This is a genomic window from Kitasatospora sp. MAP12-44 (assembly GCF_029892095.1).
In the GTDB taxonomy this organism is placed as follows: domain Bacteria; phylum Actinomycetota; class Actinomycetes; order Streptomycetales; family Streptomycetaceae; genus Kitasatospora.
The window spans coordinates 3,981,999-4,008,602 of the sequence record NZ_JARZAE010000004.1 but is presented as its reverse complement, the minus strand read 5'-3'; the positions used below and the strand labels follow the sequence as shown (position 1 = coordinate 4,008,602).

Here is a 26,604-nt window from a genome sequence, read left to right as displayed (position 1 = left end):
GGGGGTTGTTCTAGCGCGAGCGGCGGGAGAGGCGCTCGACGTCCATCAGGACGACGGCGCGGGCCTCCAGCTTGAGCCAGCCGCGGCCGGCGAAGTCGGCCAGCGCCTTGTTGACCGTCTCGCGGGAGGCGCCGACCAGCTGGGCCAGCTCCTCCTGGGTGAGGTCGTGGGCGACGTGGATGCCCTCGTCCGACTGCACGCCGAAGCGGCGCGAGAGGTCGAGCAGGGCCTTGGCCACCCGGCCGGGCACGTCCGAGAAGACCAGGTCGGACATCACGTCGTTGGTGCGCCGCAGGCGGCGGGCGATGGCGCGCAGCAGGGCGATGGAGACCTCGGGGCGGGCGTGCAGCCAGGGCTGCAGGTCGCCGTGGCCGAGGCCGAGCAGCTTGACCTCGGTCAGGGCGCTGGCGGTGGCCGTGCGCGGTCCGGGGTCGAAGAGCGAGAGCTCGCCGATCATCTCGCTGGGGCCGAGCACCGCGAGCATGTTCTCGCGACCGTCCGGCGAGGCGCGGTGCAGCTTGACCTTGCCCTCGGCGACCACGTAGAGCCGGTCGCCCGGGTCGCCTTCGTGGAAGAGCGACTCACCACGGGCGAGGGTCACCTCGGTCATGGAAGCGCGCAGCTCGCCGGCCTGTTCGTCGTCGAGAGCCGCGAAGAGCGCGGCCCGCCGCAGAACGTCGTCCACGTGCTTCCTCCTTCTCGGCCGTCCCGTGGCTGGTTCACGGGCGGCGCAAGTGCTTGCTGTTCCCCATCATGCCGGACGCACAAACAATGCGATCTATCACTAAGAATGACGCATGTATCTCTGATCATATGAGGAGGGGTGCGCTCTCGGGGTGCCATCCACTGCCATCCACAGCCATCCGTACTCCTCGGTACCCTCTCAGCCGCCCGGCCACCCGCCCGCGAGCGCCGCGCAGCGGCTTGGATAACGCCGTGCCGCCGACCGCCCGACGGGCTAGAGTCGGACGGTTCGAGAAGATCCGTATGCGCCCCAGGGAACCGCGAATGCCTGTGCTCCCCACCCGGAACCAGCAGCACACCCCCGTCACCCTCGACCGGCGCGAGGGTCCGTACGGGGAGGTGGTCCTGCGCGGGCGGGGCGAGGACTTCGAGATCATCGCCAACGGCTGCTTCCTGATGGACACCTCCGACGGCCGCTCGGAGCGGCTGCTGGTGCAGGCCGCCCTCGACCGACTCACCGTGCCCGGGCCCTCGGTGCTGATCGGCGGCCTCGGCGTCGGCTTCTCGCTGGCCTACGCGGCCGCCGAGCCGCGGTGGAGCCGGATCGCCGTCGTGGAGCGCGAGGGCGCGGTCATCGACTGGCACCGCGGTGGCCCGCTGGCCGCCTTCTCCGCCGGAGCCCTGGACGATCCGCGGGTCGACGTCCTGCACACCGACCTGCTGGCGTACCTGGCAGCCGGCGAGGCGACCTACGACGCGCTGTGCCTGGACATCGACAACGGGCCCGACTGGACGGTCACCGACGCCAACTCCGGTCTGTACGGCCCGGCCGGGCTGGCGGCTGCGCAGCGCCGGCTCAACCCCGGTGGGGTGCTGGCGGTGTGGAGCGCGCAGCCGTCCGCCGACTTCGAACAGGCGCTGCGGGAAGCCGGCTTCGCCGACGTGCACACCCTGGAGATCGCGGTCGCCCGCGGCGTGCCGGACGTGGTGCACCTGGCGCGGGCCTGACGGTGCGTCCTGACTGACGCGTCCTGGCTGACCGTCAGGCGCGGCCCGCGCCCGCCTCCACCGGGCGGGTGCGCAGCAGTGCGCGGGCGGGCAGGGCGGTTGCGGCCAGGCTGAGGACGACCGTGCCCGCCACCAGCGGCAGGGCGGTGCCGAGCGGGACGTACGGCGCGGACCCGGTCAGGCCGCGGGTGACCGGGACCAGCGTGACCCAGGCGATCGCGCCGCCCACCAGCAGTCCGGTGGCGGCCACCAGCAGGGCCTCCCAGCGCATCATGCCGCGCACCTGGCGGCGCGTCGTCCCGGCGAGCCGCAGCAGCCCCACCTCGCGGCGGCGCTCCAGCACCGTCATCACCAGGGTGTTGGCCGCGGCGACGGCCGCGAAGCCGCCGAGTACGCCGGCCATCACGGTGTTGGCCCAGGAGTTGAGCTCCAGATCCCGGTTGGCCTCGGCGGTGTAGCCGGCGGCGTCGGTGACGCTCACGCCGACCGGTCCGAGCTTCGCCGCCGCGGCGGCCACCGCCGCCCGGTCGGCCCCGGGGGTGTCGGCGACCAGGACCTCGGCGTCGAAGCCGCCCGCCAGGTGCTCGGCGAGCGCGGCCCGGGGAAACAGCAACTGCCCCAGGCCGAGCCCGCGTTCGTAGGTGGCGACCACCGTCGGTCGGACCGCGGTGCCGTCGCCCAGCCAGAGCGGCGCCTGGTCGCCGACCTTGACGCCGAGCGTGTCGGCCAGGCTCGCGTCCATCGCCACGGTGTCGGAGGAGGTGCCGAGCGCGCTGAGCGAGCCGGTCCTGACGCCGAGGTCGAGCACCCGGGGCAGCTTGGCCGGGTCCCCGGAGATGCCGAGCACCGTCGCGGAGGAGAGCGTGTCGCCGGAGCGGTACACGGCGCCGCTGCGCAGCACTCCGATGCTCGCGTCCACGCCGGGGAGGCGGCCGATCTGCTCGGCGGTACCGGCCGGCAGGCCCGGGCCCTTCGAGCCGATCACCTGGTCGGCGACGATGCCGGTGCGCACCTGCGCGGCCGAGACGTGCTTGATGGTGCTCGCCATGAAGATCAGCGTGCCGCAGAAGGCGGTGACCATCACGATCGGGGTGATCGCGGAGGCCAACCGCCGGGCGTTGGCCCGGGTGTTGTCGGCGGCCAGCGAGCCGGCCGCGCCACCCGCCCGCAGCGGCAGGCCGAGCAGGCCGGTGGCCACCCGGGCCAGCAGCGGACCGAGCAGCGCGACCGCGAGCAGGAAGCACATCACCACGCCGAGCGCGGTGTTGGCCGCGGTGTCCCCGGTCAGGTTGGCGGCCAGGGTCGCCAGCACCACGCCGCCGGCCAGCGCGAGCGCTCCGATGACCGTCCGCACCGTGCCGGTCCGGGCCCCCGGCACGGCTGCCGCACTGAGCGCCTGGCCGGGGCGCATCCGGGCGGGCCGCCGGGAGGCGAGATACCCGGACGTCAGCGCTGCCAGCAGGCTGGCGCCCACGGCGGCGACGACCGGCAGCACGCCGACGCTCAGCGACACGCCGGCCGGGATGGCGCCGCGCGAGACCAGCTGGTCGAACCACCAGTGGGCCAGCGCCAGGCCGGGCAGGACGCCGCACGCGCCGGCCAGCGGGGCGAGCAGCACCGCCTCGGTGGCGATGGTGCGGCGGATCTGGCGCGGTGTGGCGCCGATCGCGCGCAGCAGGGCGAACTCCCGGGCACGCTGGCCGGTGGCCAGGGCGACGGTGCCCATCACGACGAAGACGGCGGTCATCGCGGCGATGCCGCCGAAGGAGCCGCCGAGGCCCGTCAGGACCTGCTTGCCCTGGGCAAGACCGGGCTGCTCGACCTCGCCGCGCGCATCGCCCGTCAGCACCTCGGCGGCGGGGCCGACGGCCTGCCCGACCTGCTGGGCGAGCGCCTTGGCGCCGACGCCCGTGCGCGGCAGGACGGCGATCGCGTCGACCTTTCCCGGGTGCCCGGAGAGCTGCTCGGCCGCGCCGTCCGCGAACCAGGCGCTCGCGCCGCCGGCCTGCTCCGCCGCCAGCCCCGAGATCCGGTAACTGCCGCTCGCGCCCGGCGCGGTGAGCGAGACCGTGCTGCCCACGGTCAGCTGCGCGGCCCGCGCGGTCGCGGCGTCGAGGACGACCTCCCCGGTGCCCGGGGCGCGGCCCTGGCTGAGCGCGGCGCCCGGCGGGCCGGTGATCGCGGTGGCGCTGAAGTCCCGTCCGGTCAGCGGGGGCAGGGTGGTGCCCGGCCCGGACTGCACGGGGAAGGCGGTGTCCGGCAGCGCGGCGGCGACCCCGGGCTGCCCGGCGATCGCCGCCACCAGAGCGGCGTCCACCCGGGCCCGCTCGGGCAGCGCCGCCTCCACCGCGTGCGACTCCTTGCCGCTCTTGACGGTGATCCGGGCGTTCGGCGAGGCGGCGACGACCACGGGTGTGCGGGCGTAGCGCACCGGCGCGACGTGTGCGGTCAGACCGGTCTGCAGCAGGGTGCCGCAGGCCGTGATGATCGCGGCGCCGAGCAGCAGCGCGACGAAACTGCCGACGAAGGACGAGGGGCGGAAGCGGACGGAGGCGCGCGCGAGACCGTTCGTCATGCGGCTGCCCCCGCGTAGCGGGCGCCGACGGCGGCGGTCAGGGTGACCATCCGGTCCGCGACGGTCTTCGGGTCGGGCCGCACCAGCTCGTCGGCCAGCGCGCCATCGGCCAGGAAGAGCACCCGGTCCGCGTGCGCGGCGGCCACCGGGTCGTGGGTGACCATGACGATGGTGGCGCCCATCGCGTCCACCGCCTGGCGCAGCAGCCCGAGCACCTCGTGCGCGGTGCGGGTGTCCAGCGCGCCCGTCGGCTCGTCCGCGAAGACCACCTCGGGACGGGTGATCAGCGCGCGGGCGATCGCCACCCGCTGCTGCTGCCCGCCGGAGAGCTGGCCGGGACGCCGGGAGCCGTGCTCGGCCAGCCCCACCTGGGCCAGCAACTCCTTGGCCCGCCGCCGGTCCTGACGCTCACCGGCGAGCCGCTGCGGCAGCAGCACGTTCTGCTGCACCGACAGCGAGGGCAGCAGGTTGAAGGACTGGAAGACGAAGCCGATCCGGCTGCGGCGCAACTGGGTCAGCCGGTTCTCGTTCAGCCGGTTGATCTCCTCGCCGCCCAGCAGCACCTCGCCGGAGGTGGGCTTGTCCAGCCCCGCCGCGCACTGCAGGAAGGTGCTCTTGCCGGAGCCGGACGGGCCCATCACCGCGGTGAAACTCCCGCGCGGCAGAGCGAGATCGATACCGCGCAGCGCGTGCACCGCCGAGTCGCCGCGGCCGTAGCTACGCCGGACCGCGCGCAGCTCGACCGCTGGGTGCGCGGCCTGCTGGGGGTCGGTCCGTGGGCGTTCGTGCCGCAGTGCCATGGGGGCCCTTTCTCCGCTGGTGGATGACGTGCTCCACGCTAGAAAAGGAGGACCCCAGGCGACCATGGTGGCCGCAGGCGTTCCGATGGTGGGGTTTACCCCCGGGCCGCCCACGGCGTTTTCAGTCGCTGACGCTGTGCTGGAGCTTGTCGAGCACGCGCTCGAACGCGGCGATCTCCTCGTCGGAGAGGCCGCTGCGCAGCCGCTGGTCGAAGGCCGTGGCGGCGCCGCGCATCGCCTGGAACGCGGCCTCGCCCCGCTCGGTGAGCTCCACCTGGTGGATGCGGCGGTTGGCAGGGTCGCGCCTGCGGGTCACCAGCCCGTCGGCCTCCATGGCGTTCAGGTGGTGGGTGAGCGTGGCTCCGCGGATGCCCACCGCGTCGGCCAACTCCCGCTGGTTGCCGAGCCGGTGCGTCTTCAGCGAGATCAGGATCAGCCAACTCGGCGTCGATCCGCCGACCTTGGCGAGCGCGTCGTCGAAGGCGCGGCCGACGCTCCTGGCGGTCCGGGAGAGGTGCAGGCCGAGCGGGGGGTGGGTGAGTCGTGGCATGGCTCGATCCTACATCATTGATAGATATCGAATCGTTTGACGTATAAGCGTTAGGCATCTAACGTGTTGGGTGAAGTGTTGAGTGAAGGAGGAACGTCATGGAACTGCGAATCGTCAACCCACGCCCCGAGTACGCGCCGCCCTCGTTCGCCGAGCCCCCGGCCACCGGGTACCTGCATCTCGCCGCCGCCGTCGAGCCGACGCTCGGGCGCACCCCGTTCCCCCGGGCCGGCGCGCGGAAGGCGGCGCTGCTGGACCGGCTCAAGGTGCTGGCCGCGGAGCTGCGGCAGCTGGACGCCGTGCGCGGGGTCACCGTCTACCGGGCCGCCCTGCTGCCGCCGGTGCCTGCCGCCGCGGTGGCGCACCCGGCGCGCTTCGACGTGGTCGTGCTCGTGGAGGCGGAGTCGGTGGACGCGCTCGACGACGTCCGGTCGTCCGAGCCGTACCGGCGAATGGTCGCCGAGATCACCGAAGCCGCGAGCGACGTGCACGAGATGGCGGCGCGCTGCCTGCGCTTCCTGGGCGACGTCGACAAGAGCCGCCAGGGGCTGTTCCTGTTCAACTACTTCGCGGCCGAGGACGCCGAGGTCGCCACCCGGGTCTGGGGGCACCTCGCGGGCTGGTACGCCGCGGAGACGGGCCTGGACAACTCCACCCTGCTGGCGCCCATCGGCGCGGCCGACTACGTGTTCGTCAACCACGCGCGCTGGGACACGGGCCTGTTGGGGTTCGCGGTCAAGCAGTTCCGCAAGAGCTCGTTCCGCAGCTACGTGCTGGCGAACCTGCGGGCCAACGAGACGATCGCGATGCCGATCCTCTACCGGAAGGCCTGACCCTCGCAGTTCACTCATTGGGCTGAACGGGTGCCTGCGCGCGTGTTCTTTGGCCGGGTGCGCGGTTCTGGATGGCGTGATCAATTTACGGACCGAGCCCTTGAGGCTGGAAGCGTCCCTTCGGGACCGCACGTTCGCCGTCGAGACTCTGTCCGCGCCGGACGCGGCTCAGCGCGACCACGTGGCGCGGCTGCGCAGGGACCACGGGTTCCCGCTTCCCGCCCCTGACTGGGAGACCCTGGACGAGGAGGGTGTCGTCCTGCTCTGCCGTGTCGACGGCGTGCCCGCCGGTTCCGTGCGGCTGATCCGCCGCCAGGTCGGAGCGGATGATCAGTGCCCTTACTTCACACCGGAGTTGGAGGCTGCGCTGCCCCGCGACCCGGCAGGGTTCGTCTTCTGCGAGCGGCTGGTCGTCTCGCCGGGCAGTCGGTCGTTGGGTGCCCTGGCCATGGTCATGCACGCCGCGGCGACGTGGAGCACGGCCTGGTGGCCGGTGACGGAGTTCGCCGCGATCACCAGGCCGCAGTTGGTGCGGCTGGCCCACTGGCTCGGCGCCCGTCAACTGTCCAGGCCGATGGCCCTCCCCGGGTCCGATGGGCTGGGTCTGCTGATCGGCGGACGTCTGGAAGAGGCGGCGCAACGCACCGAAGAGCTGTTCACGACTGCCGGGTGGCAGTTGTCCACGCGGACCGCGCGCCACGCCACCCCTGGCCTACCGACCGCGCGACGTGCCACGGCCGAGGCGAACACCGACCGGGTGGCCGCCGCCACCCGGGCCGTCGTCGACGGACGGGTGCAGCTGACGTCGCGCACGCTGGACGAGTACCGCCTGGTCTTCGGCCTGACCGACCCCGACCTGCTGAGCGGTCCCGTGCTGGACTGCCCAGGGGGCGCCTCCTCCTTCGCTGCCGAAAGCCGCGCCCTGGGCGCGGACGTCACCGCGGCGGACCCGGTCTACAGCCTGTCGCCGGAGGACATCGGCGCACTCGTCCACGACCATCTCGCGGTGAGTGCCGCATTCGGACTCGCCATCGCCGACCAACTGGACTTCTCCTGGGCCGGCTCTCCCGAGCGCCACCTGGAACGGTGGCAGTGCGCGACGGCGACGTTCCTGCGGGACTACACCGAGGATCACCCAAACTCCGCCGGCCGCAGGTACGTTCCAGCGGCCCTGCCCCATCTTCCCTTCGCCGACCGGCAGTTCCGGCTCACGCTGTGCGGGTTCCTGCTCTTCACCTTCCCCGACGCCGCCGACCAGGAGGCGGCGATCCACGAGCTGGTCCGGGTGACCGACGGGGACGTTCTCGTCGGCCCGCTGGAGGACCCGCTCGGCTCGGCGTTCCTCGACCTCGACCTGCTGCGCGGCCGGCTCTCGGACGCGGGCGTGACGACGACCGTCCGCGACATCGGCTACAGCATCCATCCCCGGCAGCGCGGCGTGCTGGTCTGCCGCCGAACCGGCTGACCGACTGGGAGAGAAGATCCGTTGCACACCAAGGAAGTCGAGCCTGTCCCCTTACCGAGGCTGCTGCTCTGGTGGATCCCGCTGCTGCTGCTCGGCGCGGCCTACTGCGGGTCGACGGTGGTGTTCAACGCCCCCGCGTCGCCGCTGCGCCAGCGGCTGATGCGACCGGCCGAGGCCCTCTTCGGGCCGGCCTTCGACCAACGCTGGCTGCTCTTCAGTCAGGTGCCCACCGAGGCGTACACCCTGACGCTGCAGGTGCGGTACGTCGATCCCGGTGACGGGCGCACGGTCGAGTCCGGTGAGCGCGACCTGTTGGCCGAGGCCGATCCTTCACTGTCCCGGCGCCTGGTGATGCAGTCCAAGGACACCCATGTGCTGAACTGCTACCGGGTCTACGCGCTGGGCCTCTACCGCACGCCGGGAACACCGCAGCACGGCTGCAGCAGCGCGGTGGGCGAACCGGCGACCTGGGACCAGGCCCGGACGCGCTTCGACCGCTACTTCTCCGCCGAGGCCGAGGAGCAGTACCCCGCCGCCCGCATCGTCGCGGTACGCACCCGTCTCCGAGCCACCCCCGCAGTGCCGTTCGCGGACCGGGGCAGCGACCTCCCCGCGCCGGCGAGCCGCCTCGTCGACGATCCAGGCTGGCAGCCGTACACACCGGGGGTCGGCCGGTGAGCGAACGGCTGCTCGGCGCGCTCCACCGGGCGTCGACGACCCGGCGCCGGCTCGTCGGCCTCGCCGCGCTGCGCATCCTGCTGGGGTCGGCGATGGTCGAGTTCTACGTCACTTCGTACACCCGCCGGCTGCTGCTGTGGGGGCCGCACGGCTACCTCCCCTTCGACGCCTTCCGGGCGACCGTCCCGTACGCCAGGGTGTCGCTGTACGGCCTGAGCGGCTCACCGGCCTACTTCGAGCTGCTCTTCCATCTCGGACTCCTCGCCGCGCTGGCGTTCTGCGTCTGCGGAGGCCGCACACTCACCCTGCTCAACGCGGCTCTCGTCTGGTCCCTGCACATCCGCAACGGCGACGTCCTGGACGGCGGACACCAGCTCACCAGGATCCTGCTCCTGCTGCTCGCGGCTGCCACCACCGACGCGTACGCGAGTCCGTTCGCGGCCCGCACACGAGCGCGGCAGCGCGCGCGTGAGGGCCGAGCCCGGTTCGCCAACGCCCTGCACAACTGCGCGGTGTTCGTCGTCATGTTCCAGATCGCCCTGGTCTACTTCACCGCCGGTATGGGCAAGGTCCTCGCGGCGCACTGGCGGGACGGCACCGCGGTGTACTACGTGGGCCACCTCTTCAGCAGTTTCTCCGGCGAACCCTGGGCAACGCTGGCGAACTTCGCCCCGCTGGTCGCCTTCGCCACCTACTACACCGTCGTCCTGGAGGTCGCCTTCCCGTTCCTCGCAGCCAGCGGCTATCGAGCTGCCAGGGTGTGCGCGCTACTGGGCACCATCCCCCTCCACCTGGACATCATCCCCCTCGCCGGGCTGCTCAACTTCGGCCTGGTGATGATCGCCGCCGACTGCCTCGTCCTCCGCGACGACGACTACCGCGCCTGCGCAGCGCTCCTCCACAGGCTGTGGATCCGGAGGAGCCGGAGCAGCTACTGGCAGTTGTTCCTGGCGCGCTGCCTCAACTCGCGGCCGGACTGACCCCAGGTGCGGGCCATGTCGTCGGCCACCTCCGCCGGCTGTCAGGCGGGCACCGACTCGGGATCGCGCTCGGCAGTGCGCTCGGCCCGGGCGGCCTCGAGGGCTTCCTCGATGCGGTTGCCGCCGGTGAGGAGGGCCACCAGCGCCGTCATCGCCACCAGCACGACGGCGCCGACCAGGAACGGGGCCCGCAGACCCGCGACGCTGGCCAGCCAGCCGCCCAACAGGGCCCCCACCGGCGCCGCACCGACGCCGAGCATGCGGTTGGTGGCGGAGACCCGCCCGGTGAGCTCCGGGGGGACGATGGCCTGGGACACGGAGGGGACGATCACCATGGTCGCCGACATCGCCGCACCGCAGACGGCCAGCGACAGGCCGGCCGTGACCAGCCCGGTGGAGAAGCCGAGGCCGAGCTGGGCGGCGGCCTCCACCGCGGCGGTGACGGTCAGGGCGTGGCCGGTGTTCAGCCGGGAGCCCAGCACTCCCGCGAACGCGGTGCCGGCCAGGCCGCCGACGGCCTGGGTGGCGAGCAGGATGCCGTAGCCGCTGTCCCCGATGTGCAGGCGCTGGTGGGCGAAGAGGACCAGGACCGCCTCACCGCCTGCGAAGGCCAGGTTTCCCACCCCGAAGCGCAGCGCGAGACCGAGCAGAACGCGGTTGCCGAAGACGTACGCGGCCCCGGCACGGGCATCCGCCAGCAGCGAGCGCCGTGCCGAGGAGACCGGCACCGGCTGGGTGGGCAGCGTACGGATGAGCAGTGCACTCACCAGGAAGGACAGCGCGTCCAGGCCCAGCGGTACGGCCCGGGCCAGCACGAAGAGGGCGCTGCCCAGCGGGGGGCCGGCGAAGTCGTTCGCCGTGGTCTGCGCCCCCTGCTTCAGGGTGTTGGCGCGCCGGAGCTTGGTGAGGTCGCGGTCGAGCAGTTGCGGCAGGTAGGCCGACGAGGCGGTGTCGAAGAAGATCTGGCCGCATCCCAGGAGGAACGCCACACCGATGAGCAGCGGCAGACTCGCCCGGTTGAAAGCGACAGCCAGGATGGGTATCGCGAGCAGGGCGGCTCGTGACAGGTCGGTGATCCACATGGTGCGACGGCGGTCCCAGCGGTCGACCAGCGCGCCACCGAGCAGACCGAACATCAGCCAGGGCAGCATCGCGGCAGCCGTGACCAGGCTCAGGGCGAGCGGGTTGGGGGTCAGACTCGCGGCGAGCAGCGGAAGAGCGGCGAGGTAGACACCGTCACCGAGGGAGGAGACGGCGGAGGCCGTCCACAGCCGGGTGAAGGCAGGGGGCATCCCGTCGTGGAGTGCGCGCAGTCTCATGTGCGGTCCTGGGGTCGGTTGGTGTCCTGGGGTCGAAAGAAGGCCAAGGCGAGCGTGACGGCAGGCTGCTCGGGATCCGATACGGCACGCAGCTCGTCCAGCAGCGCCTCCACTCGGGCGGTGAACTCGGCGTACGCGGCGTCGCTCAGCCGGGCATGGTGCAGCCGCACGGTCCGGAGCGGACCGACCGGAGCGGCCTCCAGGTCCGCCACGGCGTGGCGCATCAGCACGTCCGGTTCGCCCTGCGCGGGTGCGGGCAGCCTGATCACGCGCGCCGTCCGCTCGTAGTAGCGCTCGGTCACCCCGCGCACCTTGCGAGTACGCACGACCGCCACCATCCCCGCGCGCTCCAGCAGCCGCACGTGGTAGCTCGCGCTGCCCTTGGCGATCCCGAGCTTGGCGGCGACCTGGGTGATGGTGGCCGGCTGATCCCGCAGGATGCCCAGGATGCGATGGCGGACCACGTTGCTGACCGCACGCAGCTGCTCGCTGTCGCTGATCACCAACTCGTCGTCAGCGCCGATAGGTGAGGAATCATCAGGCATGGCCCAATGGTCAAGAAACCTTGACCATCTGTCAATGCCCCCATCCACAGCCCCCCGCCGCGGTAAGAGCAGGGCCGGACGGTTCGTCAGTCCGGTGCAGTCCCAGGTGGATCCGTCCGGCTCACCGGCGAGCGAGTTCTGGAGGGTTGAGGACTGCAGTGCCACGGCAACTGGCACTGGGCGTTGACCTCGGCTGGGGGTGGGGCGTTCGTGGTTAAGCTGCGGTGTGAGGCGGTCCGATGAGTAGATGATGAGCCGTGGCCCGTCACTGTGGAGGTTCAGTTCACGGACGCGGCAGGGCGGCGGTGGTCAGTGGTTGACAGGGCCCCGGTCTTCGCAGCTGTGGGTGAACTGGGTACCGATTCGGCTTTGCGAGGTTGTCACCGTCTCGACCTCGTCGAATGGCATCACAACTTCGGACGGGCGCGAGAAGTTCACGGTAAAGCGAAATCAGCTAGTTCGCTGAGCTTTGGGGATCTGGTGGTGCGCGATGCCGGTGCTGCCTGCCGGCTTTACCTTCGCGCAGTCGTCGGCCACGCCTGCCTATCGCCCCGAGATTCGGCGGACCGAGCGTAGCGGTGTGTTGGACGGCGGGATCGACGCTTGAGAATATTGCACAACCAAGGGGGATTGCATCCGTGAAGGTCACAGTCGGTTTCAAGGCCGACCTTGCTGCGAGCCATAGAAGAATTCGCCGTGACATGACGAACATTCAGGAGCTCACTGGTGAGGCGCGTGCGGAGGTAGTGCGATGCTTGCTAAAAGCCGGCACTCGTATCTCCTTGCGCAGGAATGCGCAACTGGCACCGAGAGAGCTCCTTCTTGCAGGCCTGCTTCTCATTGGTTCCCTCACCATCCAGGTGATCATCTCTCCTAAGCCGGGATCAGCTTCCAGTACACTCGGCTGGGCGGCTGTCGGTGCCGCCGCTCTGGCGAGTGCGGTCCTCATCGCCCGCGGCTTCGGGAAGCTTGCTGCCATGCACGACGGTAGGTGGCCTCAGCTTTTCGCCCACTTTGTGGGACGCGCTTATGCGTTCTTCGTTGCTCTCGCGGTCACCGTCATTTTCTTGCTGGCCGAGCGGCACCCCGAGGCAGATAGGCCGGTGACTGGAACTGAGTTGGTCCAGCTCGTCGTTCTTGATGCGGGGATTGGCTCCTTTTGCGTTTGGGCCGTTTGGGAGTGGTTCCGCAACAGGAAGGTGCGGCGCCGTCATCCTCGGCAGGATCTCGATTCGCTGATGTTGGTGCTGCACGCTATCGCCGCTCGTATCGGCCAGGCCCGACGTACTGGGCTCTGGAACGCCGGGCACGCGCGCTCTATCGCCAGCGACTTGGAAGCGCTGGCCTGGACAGCCGAGTACTACCCACCGTTTGGAGGCCGAGTGCCGGTGGCGGACTACCAAGCACGGGCCATCGTCCGTAGGGAGGGGGCCCGCCTGGCTGCGCTGATCAGGCTCCACAAGGAGCCGGTGCTGACTGCCCTTCATCCTGAGCAGCTTGAACGGGTCGAGGCATCGATCTGTCAGGGCCTTTTGCATTGGAAGGACGGCGACTGGTCTGCGCTGACCGAGCATGCCCCTGCGGTGGTCATTTCCCGTCGCTGGTATCGCCTCTGGCAGCGGCTGTGGCCAGCAGTCGTCCTTGCGGGCTTCGGGGTCGTGCTGCCCCTGATCCATCAGTTCGCTGGGGGTTCGGCCTCAAGCCTGAGGATCAGCCTGTTTGTTGCGGCTGCGCTGTCTCTCGTCGCCGGCGGTGTTCCGGTAGCCGAGAAGGTGCAGGATGCCGTGGGGAAGTCTCTGCCATGGTCCAAGGCTGGATGAGCTCGTCAAGACCCAGTTGAGCGTTTACGGCAGTCGCACTGACCGGCGGCGGGAAGTGCGACCTGATCGCCGCTATGGAGCGGCTCCCGACTCGATGAACTGGCGTGGGCCGGAAAGTCGGTCATGTGGTCTCTGGAAGCGCACGTGATCCTAAAGGGGAGAACCCTTCGGGGCCTGACCGATCACAGACCTGGCGGCGTGGCCTCAGTCCGTTCCGAGGCCCGTACTGAGGTGGGGACAGGGGCGGACGTCTTGGCCGAAGACCGACCGGCCCGGCCAAGGCGGAAACGCCTGCATCGACTGCCCTGCGGCGAGGGCGTTCCAGCGGTCGACCCAGGGCTGCGCCAGTTCGGGGCAGCACCACACATGTGGCCAGTTCCAGTTCGTACGATCTCGCACCCGCTCCACTGCCGGGCTGTAGACGGCCTTGATCCGGAAGTTCTGCAGGTGCCGCCGGAAGACGATCAGCGGGATGTGCCGTCGGCCACCGGCACGGTGGAACCCGATGACTTCCAGCTGGTCGTCCTCGTTCCCATAGCGGGGCGGCAGCACCCAGAGCTTCGCGCCCGGCGCGAAGTGCTTGAGCCCCGACTGGACCTGCTCGCCGCCAGGGCCGTGTCTGGTCTCCCGGGCGACGTTGGCGACCACGCACCACTGGGGCGAGCCTCCGAGGTCCTGGAGTTGACTGCCGGTGCCGCCCGTACTGCTCGTACTGCTCATGGATGTGGATACCCCGTTCCCGCCCTCGCCGTCGTGGATCTGCGCGTGGTGATGTGCTGTGCGTTGTGCCCTGTCACCTGTGCACCGTGCTGAGCTGCGTTGTTTCTTCGGGGAGTCGAACCCCTGCGCTGCTCTCCGCGCGCCAGGAGAGGGCCGGATTGACCGCCGACCCGCGGTGTGCGCACGCCTCCGTGACGGTTACCTGCTCCACATCGTGCGGTGCTGTCAGTCGAGCAGGTCGACCGTCCAGTTGGTGCGCTGGATCTCCACGTCGATCTCCCGGATCTCCCGGGCCAGCAGGTCCGCCTGCGCACGCAGCTCGGCGACCGGCAGAGCGGACAGCATCTTGAGCTCGGACCGTAGCTGGCGCACCCCGCCCCGGCCGGCGGCGGCATCGGCCGCGGCGGTCACCACGGAGTGCCGCAGCCGCAGCACGTCCCGGCGGGCCAGCGCATCGGTGAGGGTGCCCCCGCCGTCCATCGCCACCGTGGCGTTGGTCCGGTTGATCCGGCGCATCAGTGACTCGAGCCCGTCGAGAACCGTGCCGGCCTCGGCCAGCAGCTGCCCTGCGTCCTCGGCCGGGACCTCGCCCTCCTGGTACCGCGCACTCCCCACGATCCGGGCCCGCAACTGCTCGACCCGCCGGGTCGCGTCCGCGCGCTGCGCGAGCGCCTCCGCCAGCTTCATCGGTCCACCTCCGTCCTCTTTGCTCCCGCGCAAGTATGGAGAACTCGTTCACGTGCACGCACCCCCATTACTGCTGAAAGGCCGTCGCCCGCATGGGGTGGTCGGCGGTAACGTCCCGCGCATGTGGGAAGAACTCGATGTCGTCGACTGGGCTGGGCTGAGGCACAACTTCGGGTCGGCTGAGGACACACCGGCCCTGTTGCGCCGATGCGAAGGGCCAGACATCGAGGCTGCGGAGGAAGCGGCCGCGGAGTTGGACAACCTGCTGTTCCATCAGGGCGGTTGGGTCGGCAGTGCCGCCACTGCAGCGCTGCCGTTCCTGGTGCGGTTGGCGGCCGGGACAGAGGTGCCGAGCCGGCGCGCGATGCTGGAGCTGTTGGCCCACTTGGCGTCGACGTCCGTGAAGGCTGCCGCGAAGCATGTGGATCCGGGGTGGCTCCCGGCCTGGAACGGGGTGATGCCCGATGTGCTGGCCCTGCTGGCTGATCCTGACCCGTTGATCAGGCGCGAGGTGGCCTACCTGGTGGGCGTAGGCGGGGGCATTACGGAGCAGCGGCTGACTGCCTTGCTCAGCGCCTTCGAGGCGGAGCAGGACCAGGTGACCCGATTGGACCTGGTGCTTTCGATCGGAGAAGTCGCCGGCACCGAGCCGACCGGTGAAGTTGTTGAACTGCTGGACGCGCTGCTGGACTCCGTGGAACCCCAGCTGGGGCTGGCGGCGGTCCATGCATTGGCCGTGAGTGACGCCGAGCTACCCGCACGGCGGCTGGAACTCGTCCTGGCAGCCGTACGGGATCCGAGTGTCGAGCTCTGGAGGGCCTCCGAGTGGGTCGGCACCGGAGTACTGGGGGTTCACCTGTGGACAGGGAACCTGTTCACAGGCGCCACCCCGGACTATGCGCTCGGGCTGATGGCCGGGCACCCGGACCCCGAGCAACGGATCGGCGCCCTCGCGCAGGCAGCCTGTGTTCTCTCGGATTGGCGTTCACCCACGACCGCGCTGCTACCCGCCGTCGTGGAGCGGCTGGCCGACCCTGACACCGAAGTCCGCTACCGCGCTGTCGACCTGCTGGCCTGCCTCGGCCCCGCGGCTGCCAGGCATGTGGACGCGCTGGCAGGGCTGCTCGGTGACCCGGCGGTCAGGGCAACGCGCAGCGGCAAGGACACGGTCGGGGACGCTGCCCTGTGGGCTGTGGCTCGGATGAACGACCCGCGCTGCGTACCGGGGCTGATCGAGCGGCTGACCGGTCCGCGGGGCGGTTTCGGCCTGGGTGGTGCGCACGTCGGTCACGGCATGCCCTACTGGCCTCACCTGCCGGCACTCGGCGAAGTGCTCGTCCTGGCGAAGGACCACGCCGAGCTGCTGCTTCCGGCCGTTCGCGATGTCCTGCGTCCCGACTCGGGCGCCGAGCTGCTCAGCCGGCTCGGTGAGGTGCTCGCCGCGTGGGGGCCGGCGGCGAAGGCGGCTGTCCCAGAGCTGCTCTCGCTGCTGGATGACGACCGCTGCTGGCCCTCGGCGGCGACCGCCCTCGGCGGTATCGGCCCTGCTGCCAATGGGGCACGGGAGCTCCTGCTGGCCCGCGCCACCGCCAGTGGTCCGGCCGCACCGCTGGCCGCCTGGGCATACTGGCGGGTCGGTGGGGAGCCGGGGCCTGCCCTCGCGGTGCTCGGCCCGGCCGCCACGCAGGGCCGCTTCCCGCACCCTGACTTGCGCAGGCTTGCCGACCTCGGCCCGCACGGGGCCGGATACGCGGAGCGGCTGAGGGTGATGGCTGCGGCGACGGAGGACTCCTGGGTGAGCGTTGAGGCGGCGCACGCGCTCTGGAGGGCGACCGGTGATGCGGAGGCCGCGGTACCCGCTCTGCTGACGGCCGTTCAGCGGCTGGCTGACGGAACGTACTACCCGGTGATGCTGACCGCAGTGCGCTACCTGGCCCGGATGGGCCCGGCCGCCCGCCCGGCCGCCCGTGTCCTGCGCGATCTGCCGAGCCTGGACCGGCGTGTGCACAGCGCCGGCAACTGGCGAGCCTTCGCTGATGACGGGGCGATCCGCGCTGCCGTCGCGGAACTGCTGGCTGCCGCCGGTTAACCCAGGCGGGTCACTGCTGGCCCAGCGGAATGCCGCCCGTGCAGTCGGCCGGGCGGCGTAGCCTTCGTGCATGGCAGAGAGCAAGGTCAAGAAGGCCGCGGCCCCGGCCGTGAAGAAGACGGCGGTGAAGCCGCGCAAGCCCGAGTCGCACGTCGCGATGGTGCGGCGGGCGCGGAAGATCAACCGTGAGCTGGCCGAGGTGTATCCGTACGCGCACCCGGAGTTGGACTTCGAGAACGCCTTCGAGTTGCTGGTGGCGACGGTGCTGTCGGCGCAGACCACCGACCTGCGGGTGAACCAGACGACGCCGGCGCTGTTCGCGAAGTACCCGACGCCGGGGGAGATGGCGGCGGCGGTGCCGGAGGAGATGGAGGAGCTGATCCGCCCGACCGGGTTCTTCCGGATGAAGGCGAAGTCGCTGATCGGGCTCTCCATCGCGCTGCGCGACCGCTTCGACGGCGAGGTCCCCGGCCGCCTGGAGGACCTGGTCACGCTGCCCGGCGTCGGCCGCAAGACGGCCAACGTGGTGCTGGGCAACGTGTTCGACGTGCGACCGATCACAGCTCGCCTGATGGTCACTCAGTTCTTTTCTCGGCCTTTGTTCGTGTGAGGGCAGGTGCGGGCATCCCGCACCAGACCCGGTCTCAGTTCCAGAAGGTGCGGTCGTGTGCACGTTGCACGGCCGGGCTGTAGACAACCTTGATCCGGAAGTTCTCCAGATGCCGCCTGAACAGGATTAGCCGGATGTGTCGCCCGCCCCTCCCGCGGTGCACGCCGATGACCTCCAGCTGGTCGTCCTCGTTCCGGTACCGCGGTGGAAGCACCCAGAGCTTCGCCCCTGGGGCGAAATGCTTGAGGCCTGACTCAACCAGCTCGCCGCCGGGGCCGCGCCTGGTCTCGCGGGGCACATTGGCGACGACGCAATGGTTCAGCGAGCCGCTTGGCTCCACGCTGTTTTCCGTGGTCATGACGTGCAGTGTTCAACGTGCCGAGGCCGGCCCGCTATCCGATTTCCTGGGCCTCGTGGTGCACGGGTCGACGTTGCTGGGGAGTGCGGCGAGTTCGGCGGTGGCGGCCACCGTCCTGGGGTGGTAGGTCCGAAGTGGGTCGTCCGGGCGAAGGCGCAGTCGGTGAGCTGCTGTTCCGCCCCGATTCGTCGGCCTTGGGCGGCGAGGGGAGCAAGAGGCTGGCTTGTTAAGGAGGTTGAACCGCGGGAGCTTAGCCAGCGCCTGCTTGGCCTCTGGACCGAGCAGGCCCCCAGGCCGTCTGCTCATTGAGCGGAGCGGCGGGCCACCCTCACCAGCACGATCACGGCGGCTGTCAGGACCAGGTTCACCGCACTCACGGCTTCCATCGAGGAGGTGGTGGCGGCCAGATCGGCTCGGGGGGCGAAGAACATCGTGCGGATCAAGGTCCTGGTGGTCGTCGCTCAGGGAACCCGGGCGCTCGGCTCAGTGGCCTATCGGGAAGGCACCCCCGATCGCTGGGACTTGACATGCGGACGCTGTCTGTGGAGCACAGCTGGTCCACAGTATGGAGGGCTGCGCCCGTGCCACGACGGCAGAACTTCCCTGATAGAAGGCCTGGTTGGGCCAAGTTGCAGCCCACCGCTGGACGAGCAACGCTGGGAGTGTGAAGCACGAGGGGGTGGCACCAGGGCACCAGCGAGAGGGGAATCGCCATGATTCCTAATCGATTCGAACGCTTCCATTACCACTTCGCTGAGGATCAGCGAGCGAACAGGGGAGCCATAGATGCTGCCTCTGTGCGAGGGGTGGTGTCAGGAGCCGAGGCGCCAGCGCCTGAATTTTCTTCCGACGAGTCAGCTGCCAGGTTCTACCTTGCAGAGATGCTGGGACGGGAGACGAGTCCTGGCCTCCACTCTGTCGTGAGGGAAGAGCAGCCCAGACGGGTGCCTGACTTGGCCCTTGAGACGACGCGTGACCAGAAGCGGACTGGCACCACGCTTGTTCGCTTCCATCAAACGCATGGAGATATTCCGGTCTTCGGAGCAGAGGCGCTCGTCGAGCTAGACGGGGAACGTCAACTTGTTTCCATTGCTTGCCAACTCGGAGACGTGGAAGATGTCTCCTCCGTGCCAACTCTGAAGAGCACAGAGGCGCTATCGAATGTTTCGCAGGCCATTGGAGTCGAACTGGACCCGGAGTTTGTTCCGCCAGCAAGCCTAGCTCTCTTTCAGGCATCGAATGAGGACTGGCATCTCGTTTGGCACTTGCGCGAGGTCCCGGGCCGAGTGCCCGAAGCGCAACGCGGTGCCGAGGAGCGTGGCCATGGACTCGCCCCATCGCCGCGCGAGGACTCGCCCTTGACCGGCTATCTGGTCGATGCACACGACGGCGAGATCCTCTTCTATTATGGGATGGCGCCCACTGCCGTGGCAGTCCCGACAAAGCTGGACGGCATTGATGAGGATGGCATAAATCGAATATTCTGGGGTCAGGTGAAGGATAAATCTTTCTACTTCAATGACGTGTCGCGCCATATTCGTACTTTCGATCTAAATGGTGCTGACATCGAGACATGCCAGCTCCCTGTCGATACCGTATCCTCGGTCAGCCCGGTCCTGGGTGGCGGCTTCAAGGGGCCAGTTACGGCGCACTCCAAGGCACTCCAAGTCTACGAGTTTTACAGGAACGTGTTGCAGAGGGACGGCATAGACGACGCCGGCATGGATCTCATGTCGCTCGTGAGTTGCACATACAGGAGTAGCAATTCAGAGTGGTGCAATGCCGTTTGGTGGCATGGGCGCATGTGGTTCGGGCAGACGCGTGACGGCAACGGTGTCATGGTAAGCATGGCGCGTTATCTCGATGTAATTGCTCACGAGCTGACGCACGGCGTAATCGAAACGTCGAGCAATTTGATCTACCGCGATGAAGCCGGTGCTCTGAATGAGTCGTTCTCCGACATCTTTGGTGTCATTATCCGAAACTGGTACCTGGCGGACCGAAATGACGTGACAACCTGGTCATGGGAGGTCGGATCAGGCCTTGGCCAAGGAGGCTTGCCTCTACGGGATCTGAGCGACCCGAACCGCACCGGCGATCCTGCGCATATGCGGGATTATGCATACACTATGAGCGATGATGGCGGTGTCCACACGAATAGCAACATTCATAATAAGGTGGCATATAACCTGCTGACATCGACCGGCCAGTTGAAGGAGCCTGTCCTGGAGGTTGAGGATTGGGCCGTCCTTCTATATCTTGCTATGGTCCGACTCCCGTCGTTGGCCTCCTTTGCAGATGCGCAGCGAGAATTGCATGACGTGACGAATACTTTCCTTGCAGGCAGACCGAGTGTGCAAGCCGCCGTCCATGCCGCGATCGATGACGCCTATGGTCGGGTGGGAATTTAGCGCTACTGCGCTAGTACTTCGGACTTGGACCGCGCCCGGAGGTGTTGGCAGTCACTTCACCCCAGCAGCCGTGGTGGTACTCCCATCGGGTTCGGCCACTGCGTTCGATCGCGCGGATGGAGCGTTGCCCGCACACGACGACGAGGGAGCCGTCCGGGGCGGATGTGTGGACTCCGTGAGTCCACTGCGGCCATGGATTCGGAACGGACGTCAAAGGCGTGGCGTTGCCGACCAGGGCTCGGTCGAGGTCGAAGAGGCTGAGGTTGTCACCGTCACGCAGAAGGACCCGCCGTAGACCTGGCCAGCTGTGGAACGCGAAGCCTTGCGTCACGGCGGAGGCGTCGGGCAGTGCGACTGTGGCTATCAGACGGGCGGGGATCGCCACGTGACCTCCCAGTTCGTCCATGTGCGGGCGATCACCGTATCGGTTCGACTGGAACCTGGTCGGAGTCCGGGCACGGAGCCGATGCCGGGCGGTGTCGCTGGTCCGCTCTAGAGTCCGTTCTCATGACCATTCTGATGATCGACGCCGGGCCGGCCGCTGAGGATGCCCTGCTGACCCGCACCGGAGGGGTGCCGCTGGCTCCGGTCGGGACGGTGTGGCCGCGCTGCGCGACCTGCTCGGGGCCGATGCAGTTCCTGGCGCAGATCATGCTGGCCGACCTGAGCCGTGGAGTTGGCGGGGAAGCCGAGCAGCGCGGGGGTGTGCTCGTCCTGTTCATGTGCCAGAACGACCCGGGCATGTGCGATGAGTGGAGCCCGAGTGAGGGCGCCAATCGCGCGCTGCTCTTCCCGGTGGACGGGCTTGTGCCCGTGCCGCTGCCCGAACTCGGTGCGGACGACGACGAGGAGGCGATCCTGCTCGGCGCGGTCCACACGCCCGCCTTCGAGCCGGTGGTCGACCCGGACTACGACCGGGCCCACCTGGCGTGGGCGGAGCAGACCGGCCGGTCGAGCACGGATGTCCTCGGCCAACTCGGCGGATCGCCCTCGTGGATCCAGAACGACGAGACACCGTCCTGCCCGTCCTGCGCCCGTACGATGCCGCTGATCGCCCAACTGGAGGAAGGCCCCGACCACGCCACCGCGATGAACTTCGGTGGCTGCGGCAGTGCCTACGCCTTCGCGTGCGCGCCTTGCGAGCGGGCCGTCTTCCTGTGGCAGTGCTGAACGCCGTTGGACCGCGGCCGGGCCGGAGCGAAGGCTGTCTGCGTCGCTGTGTCCGGTGCGCGGCATGAGCGACTGGTTCGAATGCGCTCTGGCGGTGCGCCTCAGCGAGGGTGTGACCGAGGGCGAGGTGGCCGAACTGCGCTGGCACCTCGGACTTGGACCACGGCCGGAGGCGTTGGCGATCGTCTCGCAGTACCTCTGTGTTGAGGTGGACGACTTCGGTGCCCCGGTCGTGGTCGAGGACGATCCCTACCCCCTCCTTGATCAGCGGGGCTTCGGCAGTGCAGGCGTGGACGGTGTCCTCGACTCGCGCCTGGATTGGGCGGAGGAGCCGGCACGCGGGTGGACCTTGACGTCTCGGCAGCAGCTGCACCCCGATGGGTTCGGCCAGCTTGGAGAACTGTGCGCCTGGCTGGCTCTGCACGTCCGAGGCGTTCACGGGGACGACGTCGCTGTGGGCTTGGGAACCATCCGGTTCTACGAGGATGTGGAGCCTCAGCCGCTCCTCTTCCGCGGGGGCCGAGTCGAATGGCCGGCGTAGCTCGTCGCGAGCACGACCTGAGCCAGGGCCCTTGCGGCCGGGCCTGGTCTGCGACTCGGCTTCTGATCCCAGGGGAGCAGGTCGGTCGATGGGTGTCGTTCCCGCTGTTTGGACCCCGTGCCGTCACGTCTCCGGCGTAGCCTTCGTCCATGGCAGAGAGCAAGGTCAAGAAGGCCGCGCCGGCGGCGAAGCCGCGGAAGCCGGAGTCGCGGGTGGCGATGGTGCGGCGGGCGCGGAAGATCAACCGGGCGTTGGCGGAGTTGTATCCGTACGCGCATCCGGAGTTGGACTTCGAGTCGCCGTTCGAGCTGGTGGTCGCCACGGTGCTGTCGGCGCAGACGACGGACCTGCGGGTGAATCAGACGACGCCGGCGTTGTTCGCGAAGTACCCGACGGCGGAGGACATGGCGGCAGCCGTGCCGGAGGAGCTGGAGGAGATCATCCGGCCGACCGGGTTCTTCCGGAACAAGGCGAAGTCGTTGATCGGCCTGTCCATCAAGCTCAGGGACGACTTCGGCGGCGAGGTGCCGAAGACCCTGGAGGAGATGGTCACTCTGCCTGGCGTGGGCCGTAAGACGGCCAACGTCGTCCTTGGAAACGCACGTGATCCTAAAACGGGAGAACCCTTCGGGTTGCGCCCGATCACAGCTCGTCTGACGGTCGCTCAGGTCGTTTCTCGACCTGCGTTCGTGTGAGGGCAGGCATGTGCGTCCCGCCCAACGGCTACCCGGCCTGGCCACGGTGGGAACTCCTGGGATAGCTCGCCTCCAGCGAGCGTGTTCCAGCGGTCCGCCCAGGGCTGTGCCATCTCCGGGCAGCACCAGACCCGGTCCCAGTTCCAGAAGGTGCGGTCGTGTGCACGCTGCACGGCCGGGCTGTAGACAACCTTGATCCGGAAGTTCTCCAGATGCCGTCTGAAAAGGATCAGCCGGATGTGCCGCCCGCCCCTCCCGCGGTGCACACCGATGACCTCCAACTGGTCGTCCTCGTTCCCGTACCGAGGCGGAAGCACCCAGAGCTTCGCCCCTGGGGCGAAATGCTTGACACCTGACGCGACCAGCTCACCGCCGGGCCCGTGCCTGGTCTCGCCGGCCACATTGGCGACGACGCAATGGTTCAGCGAGCCGCTTGGCTCCACGCTGTTCTCCGTGGTCATGACGTGCAGTGTTCAACGTGCCGAGACCGGCCCGCTATCCGATTTCCTGGGCCTCGTGCTGCATGGGCCGACGTTGCTAGGGGAGTGCGGCGAGTTCGGCGGTGGCGGCCACCGTCCTGGGGTGGGTGGACCCAAAGTGGGTTGTCCAGGCGGCGACGCAGTCGGTGAGCTGCCGTTCAGCCTCGATCCGTCGGCCCTGGGCGACGAGGACGGTGCCGAGGAGAGTGGCGGCCTCCAGTGCCCGGTGATGGGTCGGGCTGAGCATGGATTCGGACACGGCGACGGCCTCGCGGACTTCGACCTCAGCCTCTTCGAGTCGCCCGAGCCCGAACAGCGCGTGGGCGATGACTACTCCGACCGCGCCGGGGAGTCTGCGCTGGCCACCGGGAGATTGCAGGGACTCAGCCCTCGCTTCGAGCGCGACGTGCAGCGCTTCGTCGTAGCGCTTGCGGGCGGTGAGAGTTCGGGCCAGTGCGAGTGCCAGAGCAAGAGGCATCCTGCCGTCGAGCTGGGCGAGTTGGCGTCCCTGTGCGAGCGCGGCCCGCGCCGTGGCTTCCGCCTCGTCGTGTCTGCCGAGGCCGTTGAGGGCGAACACCAAGGCGTTGTTGACCGCGAGCCAGAGCGCACCCTGCTGGCTACAGGAGGTGATGATCGCCCGGCACTCCTGCTCGGCCTGGTCGAACTCGCCCAGGAAGACCAGGTTCTGGACCCGGTGGGAAGCGATCTTCAGAGTTCGCGGATGATGCGCGCCGCTGAGACTGGCGGACTCCGTCATCAGCGCCAGCGCCTCGGTAGCCGCCTGGGCATGGCGACCCGAGGCAGCGAGCGCGATGAGCTTGACGTCCCAGGCTTTCAGTCCCATGACGCCTGAGGACTGACCAGTCGCCAGAACGGCCGTCGCCAGCTCCTCAGCCTCTTGGGGGTGCCCAGCGGAGATCAGGAGCCCGGCCAGCCTCACCCGGGCCAGAGCGGTGGTCTGATGGTTGTCCCCCAGAGCTCTCGTAGCCCGCTCTACCACGTCCCGCAACTCGACCATTGCCTCGGCTGACATACCTTGCTTGCGCAACGCTCTTGCCAGGCTGATCTTGGCGACCAGCGTCTCCGCTTCGTCAGCGCCGAGCCGCTTCGTGCGCAACCGCACTGACTCTCGCAGGGCGCGCTCGGCGTTCTCGGCGCTTCCCTGCTCCATGAGTCCGTGGGCATTGCTCCACAAGTCAGCGGCGTGCCGCAGATCTCGCTGCGTGACTCGGCGCTCTCGCCAACCTGCAAGCATGTGCCACTCCTCTGTGCCAGGCGGAGTGATCTTACTGGTGCTTCTTCGTCGAGTACGGGGACGTGGAGTGATCGGTCCCGCGCCTATCCCACGCGCTGGGCGATCTGCCGCCTGCTCGTGGATCGTTCGGCGTAGCCTTCGTGCACGGCAGAGAGCAAGGTCAAGAAGGCCGCGCCGGTGGCGAAGGCGGCAGGCGCAAAGGCAGCTGTGAAGCCGGTGGTGAAGCCGCGGAAGCCGGGGTCGCGGGTGGCGATGGTGCGGCGGGCGCGGAAGATCAACCGTGAGCTGGCCGATGCCAAGTGAGTCCGGCGCTCAGTTCGTCGCGGATCGTTGAGTCGCCGCACAGGATGACGGTCATCTGGCCTACCCTGGCGCGGAGCGCGAACGATCCCCTTGCATCGATCGAGTCGGCTTCCACGTCCACCCCGTCGATTGCCAGCACGCTCAAGGACTCCTGCGCCTGGCGGAGTTCTCGCGTGAACTGGGCGATCGGAGGGAACGTCCCAGGCTCCAACTGCGCGGTTGCGGAGGATGTTGTGGAAAGGAACTCGGCCAGCGGGCTCACCATGTCGTCCTCGGGCCTGACCTGTACTGACGCAGGCAGGGCCCGGATGGTTCGTACGGTTGCCCGGGGAAGCTCTCCCTCGTGGTAGTGCGCATCCACGGACCAGGGGTGACCGTCGACGCCGCCTTGCCCGAGTGTCCTCACCCATCCGGTTCGAGGTGTGGTCAAGAGAGCAACACGAGTTCCGAACCTTCGGATGATCGCGCCCTCACTCCTGTCCGGATCGGGCCGCGGAGCACTGCTTCGATACACGGGGTCTCCCATCGGATGCCAGCGGATGCCGAGGTGCCTGTGGGGGAGGGGAGAGTCAACTCCCCTCCCCCACAGGTCAGTTTACGAGATCGTGTAGAAGACCGTGACCGGTCCGGCGGTGCAGGTCCCGCCGTCGACGGTGTAGGCCCAGGAGTGCGTGTCGTTGACCACCGAATGGCCGGGGCCGGCTGTCAGACCACCCAGCGCGCGGTGACCGTTCCAGCTGTTGTCAGCGGCCAAGGTGGTTGGGCCCCAGTCCTGTGCGCTGACGCCACCGTTGTCGACCAGGTCCACCTCCCACGAGTAGAACCATGCCTTGCTGTAGACGTAGAAGCTGGTGTAGAGGTCACCGCCGCGCGTCCCGTCGCCCCAGGGATCGAACTCGACAGATGCCCCGCCACAGTCCCCCCACAGCTCCCCAGAGACGTTCGGCGTCACTACCCCCTTGGAGGTGGCCGGATTCGGCGTGGGCTTTACCGCTTCCGCCTTCTTGAGTGCCGACGCCAGGTCTGTGGGGCTGGCGTCCTTCTTAACGGAGTACTCGACGCCGTTTGGCGCCGTGAGGATCTTGTACCCGTTCTTATCGGCGACGGCCCGGTTGTACCCGGACACCCGCATCGTGGTCTCGATCTTGACCTTGTGGCCGGTGGCCAGAGCCGTCTTGATCGCCGCATCGGTGACCGAGTCACCGGTGGCCGAGCTGACCGCCCCCGCGGTGTGCTGCGGTGCGGCGGTCGCCGCAGTCGTACCGGCCAGGGTGAGCGCAAGGACCGCGCAGGACACGGCTATCTGCTTGAGCATGTGTTTCCCCTCCCCTACTGCCGTGGTTCCCAAGGTGCTTGGTGCACCTGGCGTGACGGCAGTTATTCGAACGTACGGCCCAGTCGGGGTGGACGTGTCGGCTTGGATCCCCGATGGCCGGAACGAGCCTCGGAGGGACTGATTCCGGGCCGTCGGGTACGGAGTCGCACCTGCGAGGCATGTGGGGGTACCAATCGGCAGCCTGCCGTCGGTCGCTCGGCGTAGCCTTCGTGCATGGCAGAGAGCAAGGTCAAGAAGGCCGCGCCGGCGGCGAAGTCGGCAGCCGCGAAGCCGACGGTGAAGCCGCGCAAGCCGGAGTCGCGGGTGGCGATGGTGCGTCGGGCGCGGAAGATCAACCGCGAGCTGGCGGAGCTGTATCCGTACGCGCACCCGGAGCTGGACTTCGAGTCGCCGTTCGAGCTGGTGGTCGCCACCGTTCTGTCGGCGCAGACGACGGACCTTCGGGTGAATCAGACGACGCCGGCGTTGTTCGCGAAGTACCCGACGGCGGAGGACATGGCGGCGGCGGTGCCGGAGGAGCTGGAGGAGATCATCCGGCCGACCGGGTTCTTCCGGAACAAGGCGAAGCTGCTGATCGGCCTGTCCATCAAGCTCAGGGACGACTTCGGTGGCGAGGTGCCGAAGACCCTGGATGAGATGGTCACTCTGCCTGGCGTGGGCCGTAAGACGGCCAACGTGGTCCTTGGAAACGCA

Annotated in this window: 25 protein-coding genes and 3 pseudogenes; 13 read left to right on the top strand and 15 right to left on the bottom strand. The window is 69.0% G+C overall.

Annotation, left to right across the window (positions count from 1 at the left end):
• Positions 1 to 10 precede the first annotated feature (10 nt).
• The gene (locus P3T34_RS18705; RefSeq protein WP_030392646.1) at positions 11 to 685 is read right to left on the bottom strand and encodes a Crp/Fnr family transcriptional regulator; all 675 of its coding nucleotides are present in this window, start codon (positions 683 to 685) and stop codon (positions 11 to 13) included.
• 323 nt (positions 686 to 1,008) lie between these two features.
• Here P3T34_RS18705 and P3T34_RS18700 point away from each other — a divergent pair, with 323 nt between their 5' ends.
• Positions 1,009 to 1,692 (top strand): spermidine synthase, encoded by a 684-nt coding sequence (locus P3T34_RS18700; protein WP_280667176.1) that lies wholly within the window; start codon positions 1,009 to 1,011, stop codon positions 1,690 to 1,692.
• 34 nt (positions 1,693 to 1,726) lie between these two features.
• Here the strand turns inward: P3T34_RS18700 and P3T34_RS18695 are convergent, their stop codons facing one another.
• The 3 genes from P3T34_RS18695 to P3T34_RS18685 all read right to left on the bottom strand — a co-directional run bounded on the left by P3T34_RS18695 (position 1,727) and on the right by P3T34_RS18685 (position 5,617).
• On the bottom strand, positions 1,727 to 4,267 hold the full coding sequence (locus P3T34_RS18695; protein ID WP_280667175.1) for an ABC transporter permease: 2,541 nt from the start codon (positions 4,265 to 4,267) through the stop codon (positions 1,727 to 1,729).
• On the bottom strand, positions 4,264 to 5,067 hold the full coding sequence (locus P3T34_RS18690) for an ABC transporter ATP-binding protein (protein ID WP_280667174.1): 804 nt from the start codon (positions 5,065 to 5,067) through the stop codon (positions 4,264 to 4,266). Before P3T34_RS18690 ends, P3T34_RS18695 begins: the two co-directional genes overlap by 4 nt.
• 121 nt (positions 5,068 to 5,188) lie before the next feature.
• Positions 5,189 to 5,617, bottom strand: coding sequence for a MarR family transcriptional regulator (locus P3T34_RS18685; RefSeq protein ID WP_280667173.1), 429 nt, complete (start codon positions 5,615 to 5,617; stop codon positions 5,189 to 5,191).
• Positions 5,618 to 5,715: 98 nt separating this feature from the next.
• Here P3T34_RS18685 and P3T34_RS18680 point away from each other — a divergent pair, with 98 nt between their 5' ends.
• The 4 genes from P3T34_RS18680 to P3T34_RS18665 all read left to right on the top strand — a co-directional run bounded on the left by P3T34_RS18680 (position 5,716) and on the right by P3T34_RS18665 (position 9,573).
• Positions 5,716 to 6,450, top strand: a complete 735-nt coding sequence (locus P3T34_RS18680) for a hypothetical protein (protein ID WP_280667172.1) — start codon at positions 5,716 to 5,718, stop codon at positions 6,448 to 6,450.
• A gap of 100 nt (positions 6,451 to 6,550) precedes the next feature.
• Positions 6,551 to 7,915 (top strand): hypothetical protein, encoded by a 1,365-nt coding sequence (locus P3T34_RS18675; protein WP_280667171.1) that lies wholly within the window; start codon positions 6,551 to 6,553, stop codon positions 7,913 to 7,915.
• Positions 7,916 to 7,936: 21 nt separating this feature from the next.
• Positions 7,937 to 8,593 carry a DUF5819 family protein gene (locus P3T34_RS18670; protein ID WP_280667170.1) on the top strand — a complete coding sequence of 219 codons (657 nt, stop codon included), beginning with the start codon at positions 7,937 to 7,939 and terminating at the stop codon, positions 8,591 to 8,593.
• Entirely contained in the window at positions 8,590 to 9,573 is a 984-nt protein-coding gene (locus P3T34_RS18665) for a hypothetical protein (protein WP_280667169.1), read from the top strand. Before P3T34_RS18670 ends, P3T34_RS18665 begins: the two co-directional genes overlap by 4 nt.
• A gap of 41 nt (positions 9,574 to 9,614) precedes the next feature.
• Here the strand turns inward: P3T34_RS18665 and P3T34_RS18660 are convergent, their stop codons facing one another.
• Together P3T34_RS18660 and P3T34_RS18655 are read right to left on the bottom strand one after the other, a co-directional pair.
• Positions 9,615 to 10,892, bottom strand: coding sequence for an MFS transporter (locus tag P3T34_RS18660; RefSeq protein WP_280667168.1), 1,278 nt, complete (start codon positions 10,890 to 10,892; stop codon positions 9,615 to 9,617).
• Positions 10,889 to 11,437, bottom strand: coding sequence for a winged helix-turn-helix domain-containing protein (locus P3T34_RS18655; protein WP_280667167.1), 549 nt, complete (start codon positions 11,435 to 11,437; stop codon positions 10,889 to 10,891). The genes P3T34_RS18660 and P3T34_RS18655 overlap by 4 nt, the downstream gene beginning before the upstream one ends.
• Positions 11,438 to 12,075: 638 nt before the next feature.
• Here P3T34_RS18655 and P3T34_RS18650 point away from each other — a divergent pair.
• Positions 12,076 to 13,257 (top strand): hypothetical protein, encoded by a 1,182-nt coding sequence (locus P3T34_RS18650; protein WP_280667166.1) that lies wholly within the window; start codon positions 12,076 to 12,078, stop codon positions 13,255 to 13,257.
• A 204-nt stretch (positions 13,258 to 13,461) separates the two neighbouring features.
• On the opposite strand, the gene P3T34_RS18645 is transcribed toward P3T34_RS18650, so the two are convergent.
• Both P3T34_RS18645 and P3T34_RS18640 read right to left on the bottom strand, forming a co-directional pair.
• Positions 13,462 to 13,977 carry a hypothetical protein gene (locus P3T34_RS18645; protein ID WP_280667165.1) on the bottom strand — a complete coding sequence of 172 codons (516 nt, stop codon included), beginning with the start codon at positions 13,975 to 13,977 and terminating at the stop codon, positions 13,462 to 13,464.
• A 225-nt stretch (positions 13,978 to 14,202) separates the two neighbouring features.
• On the bottom strand, positions 14,203 to 14,664 hold the full coding sequence (locus P3T34_RS18640) for a DIP1984 family protein (protein WP_280667164.1): 462 nt from the start codon (positions 14,662 to 14,664) through the stop codon (positions 14,203 to 14,205).
• A 19-nt stretch (positions 14,665 to 14,683) separates the two neighbouring features.
• Between P3T34_RS18640 and P3T34_RS18635 the strand changes: the two genes are divergently transcribed.
• Together P3T34_RS18635 and nth (P3T34_RS18630) are read left to right on the top strand one after the other, a co-directional pair.
• The gene (locus P3T34_RS18635) at positions 14,684 to 16,753 is read left to right on the top strand and encodes a hypothetical protein (RefSeq protein WP_280667163.1); all 2,070 of its coding nucleotides are present in this window, start codon (positions 14,684 to 14,686) and stop codon (positions 16,751 to 16,753) included.
• A gap of 70 nt (positions 16,754 to 16,823) precedes the next feature.
• Positions 16,824 to 17,315, top strand: a pseudogene (gene nth, locus P3T34_RS18630) (endonuclease III); the annotation flags it as partial.
• 82 nt (positions 17,316 to 17,397) lie between these two features.
• On the opposite strand, the gene P3T34_RS18625 reads toward nth (P3T34_RS18630), so the two are convergent.
• Complete coding sequence (locus P3T34_RS18625) at positions 17,398 to 17,721, bottom strand: hypothetical protein (protein ID WP_280667162.1); 324 nt, start codon at positions 17,719 to 17,721, stop codon at positions 17,398 to 17,400.
• Positions 17,722 to 18,023: 302 nt separating this feature from the next.
• A complete protein-coding gene (locus tag P3T34_RS18620; protein ID WP_280667161.1) occupies positions 18,024 to 18,164 on the bottom strand; it encodes a hypothetical protein in 141 nt (46 codons plus the stop codon).
• Positions 18,165 to 18,665: 501 nt separating this feature from the next.
• On the opposite strand from P3T34_RS18620, the gene P3T34_RS18615 reads away from it, so the two are divergent.
• From P3T34_RS18615 to nth (P3T34_RS18600), 4 genes and pseudogenes are all read left to right on the top strand, one after another.
• On the top strand, positions 18,666 to 20,132 hold the full coding sequence (locus P3T34_RS18615; RefSeq protein ID WP_280667160.1) for a M4 family metallopeptidase: 1,467 nt from the start codon (positions 18,666 to 18,668) through the stop codon (positions 20,130 to 20,132).
• Positions 20,133 to 20,639: 507 nt separating this feature from the next.
• Positions 20,640 to 21,302, top strand: coding sequence for a DUF1963 domain-containing protein (locus P3T34_RS18610; RefSeq protein WP_280667159.1), 663 nt, complete (start codon positions 20,640 to 20,642; stop codon positions 21,300 to 21,302).
• 64 nt (positions 21,303 to 21,366) lie between these two features.
• Positions 21,367 to 21,843: a hypothetical protein gene (locus P3T34_RS18605; protein WP_280667158.1), complete on the top strand. Its 477-nt coding sequence runs from the start codon at positions 21,367 to 21,369 to the stop codon at positions 21,841 to 21,843.
• Between the two features lie 149 nt (positions 21,844 to 21,992).
• A pseudogene (nth, locus tag P3T34_RS18600) lies at positions 21,993 to 22,445 on the top strand (endonuclease III); the annotation flags it as partial.
• Between the two features lie 62 nt (positions 22,446 to 22,507).
• On the opposite strand, the gene P3T34_RS18595 reads toward nth (P3T34_RS18600), so the two are convergent.
• From P3T34_RS18595 to P3T34_RS18575, 5 genes are all read right to left on the bottom strand, one after another.
• On the bottom strand, positions 22,508 to 22,999 hold the full coding sequence (locus P3T34_RS18595; RefSeq protein WP_280667157.1) for a hypothetical protein: 492 nt from the start codon (positions 22,997 to 22,999) through the stop codon (positions 22,508 to 22,510).
• A 76-nt stretch (positions 23,000 to 23,075) separates the two neighbouring features.
• Complete coding sequence (locus P3T34_RS18590; RefSeq protein ID WP_280667156.1) at positions 23,076 to 24,188, bottom strand: tetratricopeptide repeat protein; 1,113 nt, start codon at positions 24,186 to 24,188, stop codon at positions 23,076 to 23,078.
• A 167-nt stretch (positions 24,189 to 24,355) separates the two neighbouring features.
• On the bottom strand, positions 24,356 to 24,550 hold the full coding sequence (locus P3T34_RS18585) for a hypothetical protein (protein WP_280667155.1): 195 nt from the start codon (positions 24,548 to 24,550) through the stop codon (positions 24,356 to 24,358).
• Positions 24,547 to 24,936 carry a hypothetical protein gene (locus tag P3T34_RS18580; protein WP_280667154.1) on the bottom strand — a complete coding sequence of 130 codons (390 nt, stop codon included), beginning with the start codon at positions 24,934 to 24,936 and terminating at the stop codon, positions 24,547 to 24,549. The genes P3T34_RS18585 and P3T34_RS18580 overlap by 4 nt, the downstream gene beginning before the upstream one ends.
• 234 nt (positions 24,937 to 25,170) lie before the next feature.
• The gene (locus P3T34_RS18575) at positions 25,171 to 25,890 is read right to left on the bottom strand and encodes a hypothetical protein (RefSeq protein WP_280667153.1); all 720 of its coding nucleotides are present in this window, start codon (positions 25,888 to 25,890) and stop codon (positions 25,171 to 25,173) included.
• 234 nt (positions 25,891 to 26,124) lie between these two features.
• Here P3T34_RS18575 and nth (P3T34_RS18570) point away from each other — a divergent pair.
• Positions 26,125 to 26,604: pseudogene (gene nth, locus P3T34_RS18570) on the top strand (endonuclease III); the annotation flags it as partial.

Coding starts and splice junctions, on each gene's coding strand:
- P3T34_RS18700 (WP_280667176.1), top strand. CDS start 1,009: ATGCCTGTGCTCCCCACCCGGAACCAGCAGCACACCCCCGTCACCCTC.
- P3T34_RS18695 (WP_280667175.1), bottom strand. CDS start 4,267: ATGACGAACGGTCTCGCGCGCGCCTCCGTCCGCTTCCGCCCCTCGTCC.
- P3T34_RS18690 (WP_280667174.1), bottom strand. CDS start 5,067: ATGGCACTGCGGCACGAACGCCCACGGACCGACCCCCAGCAGGCCGCG.
- P3T34_RS18685 (WP_280667173.1), bottom strand. CDS start 5,617: ATGCCACGACTCACCCACCCCCCGCTCGGCCTGCACCTCTCCCGGACC.
- P3T34_RS18680 (WP_280667172.1), top strand. CDS start 5,716: ATGGAACTGCGAATCGTCAACCCACGCCCCGAGTACGCGCCGCCCTCG.
- P3T34_RS18660 (WP_280667168.1), bottom strand. CDS start 10,892: ATGAGACTGCGCGCACTCCACGACGGGATGCCCCCTGCCTTCACCCGG.
- P3T34_RS18655 (WP_280667167.1), bottom strand. CDS start 11,437: ATGCCTGATGATTCCTCACCTATCGGCGCTGACGACGAGTTGGTGATC.
- P3T34_RS18645 (WP_280667165.1), bottom strand. CDS start 13,977: ATGAGCAGTACGAGCAGTACGGGCGGCACCGGCAGTCAACTCCAGGAC.
- P3T34_RS18640 (WP_280667164.1), bottom strand. CDS start 14,664: ATGAAGCTGGCGGAGGCGCTCGCGCAGCGCGCGGACGCGACCCGGCGG.
- P3T34_RS18625 (WP_280667162.1), bottom strand. CDS start 17,721: ATGACCACGGAAAACAGCGTGGAGCCAAGCGGCTCGCTGAACCATTGC.
- P3T34_RS18610 (WP_280667159.1), top strand. CDS start 20,640: ATGACCATTCTGATGATCGACGCCGGGCCGGCCGCTGAGGATGCCCTG.
- P3T34_RS18605 (WP_280667158.1), top strand. CDS start 21,367: ATGAGCGACTGGTTCGAATGCGCTCTGGCGGTGCGCCTCAGCGAGGGT.
- P3T34_RS18595 (WP_280667157.1), bottom strand. CDS start 22,999: ATGACCACGGAGAACAGCGTGGAGCCAAGCGGCTCGCTGAACCATTGC.
- P3T34_RS18590 (WP_280667156.1), bottom strand. CDS start 24,188: ATGGAGCAGGGAAGCGCCGAGAACGCCGAGCGCGCCCTGCGAGAGTCA.
- P3T34_RS18575 (WP_280667153.1), bottom strand. CDS start 25,890: ATGCTCAAGCAGATAGCCGTGTCCTGCGCGGTCCTTGCGCTCACCCTG.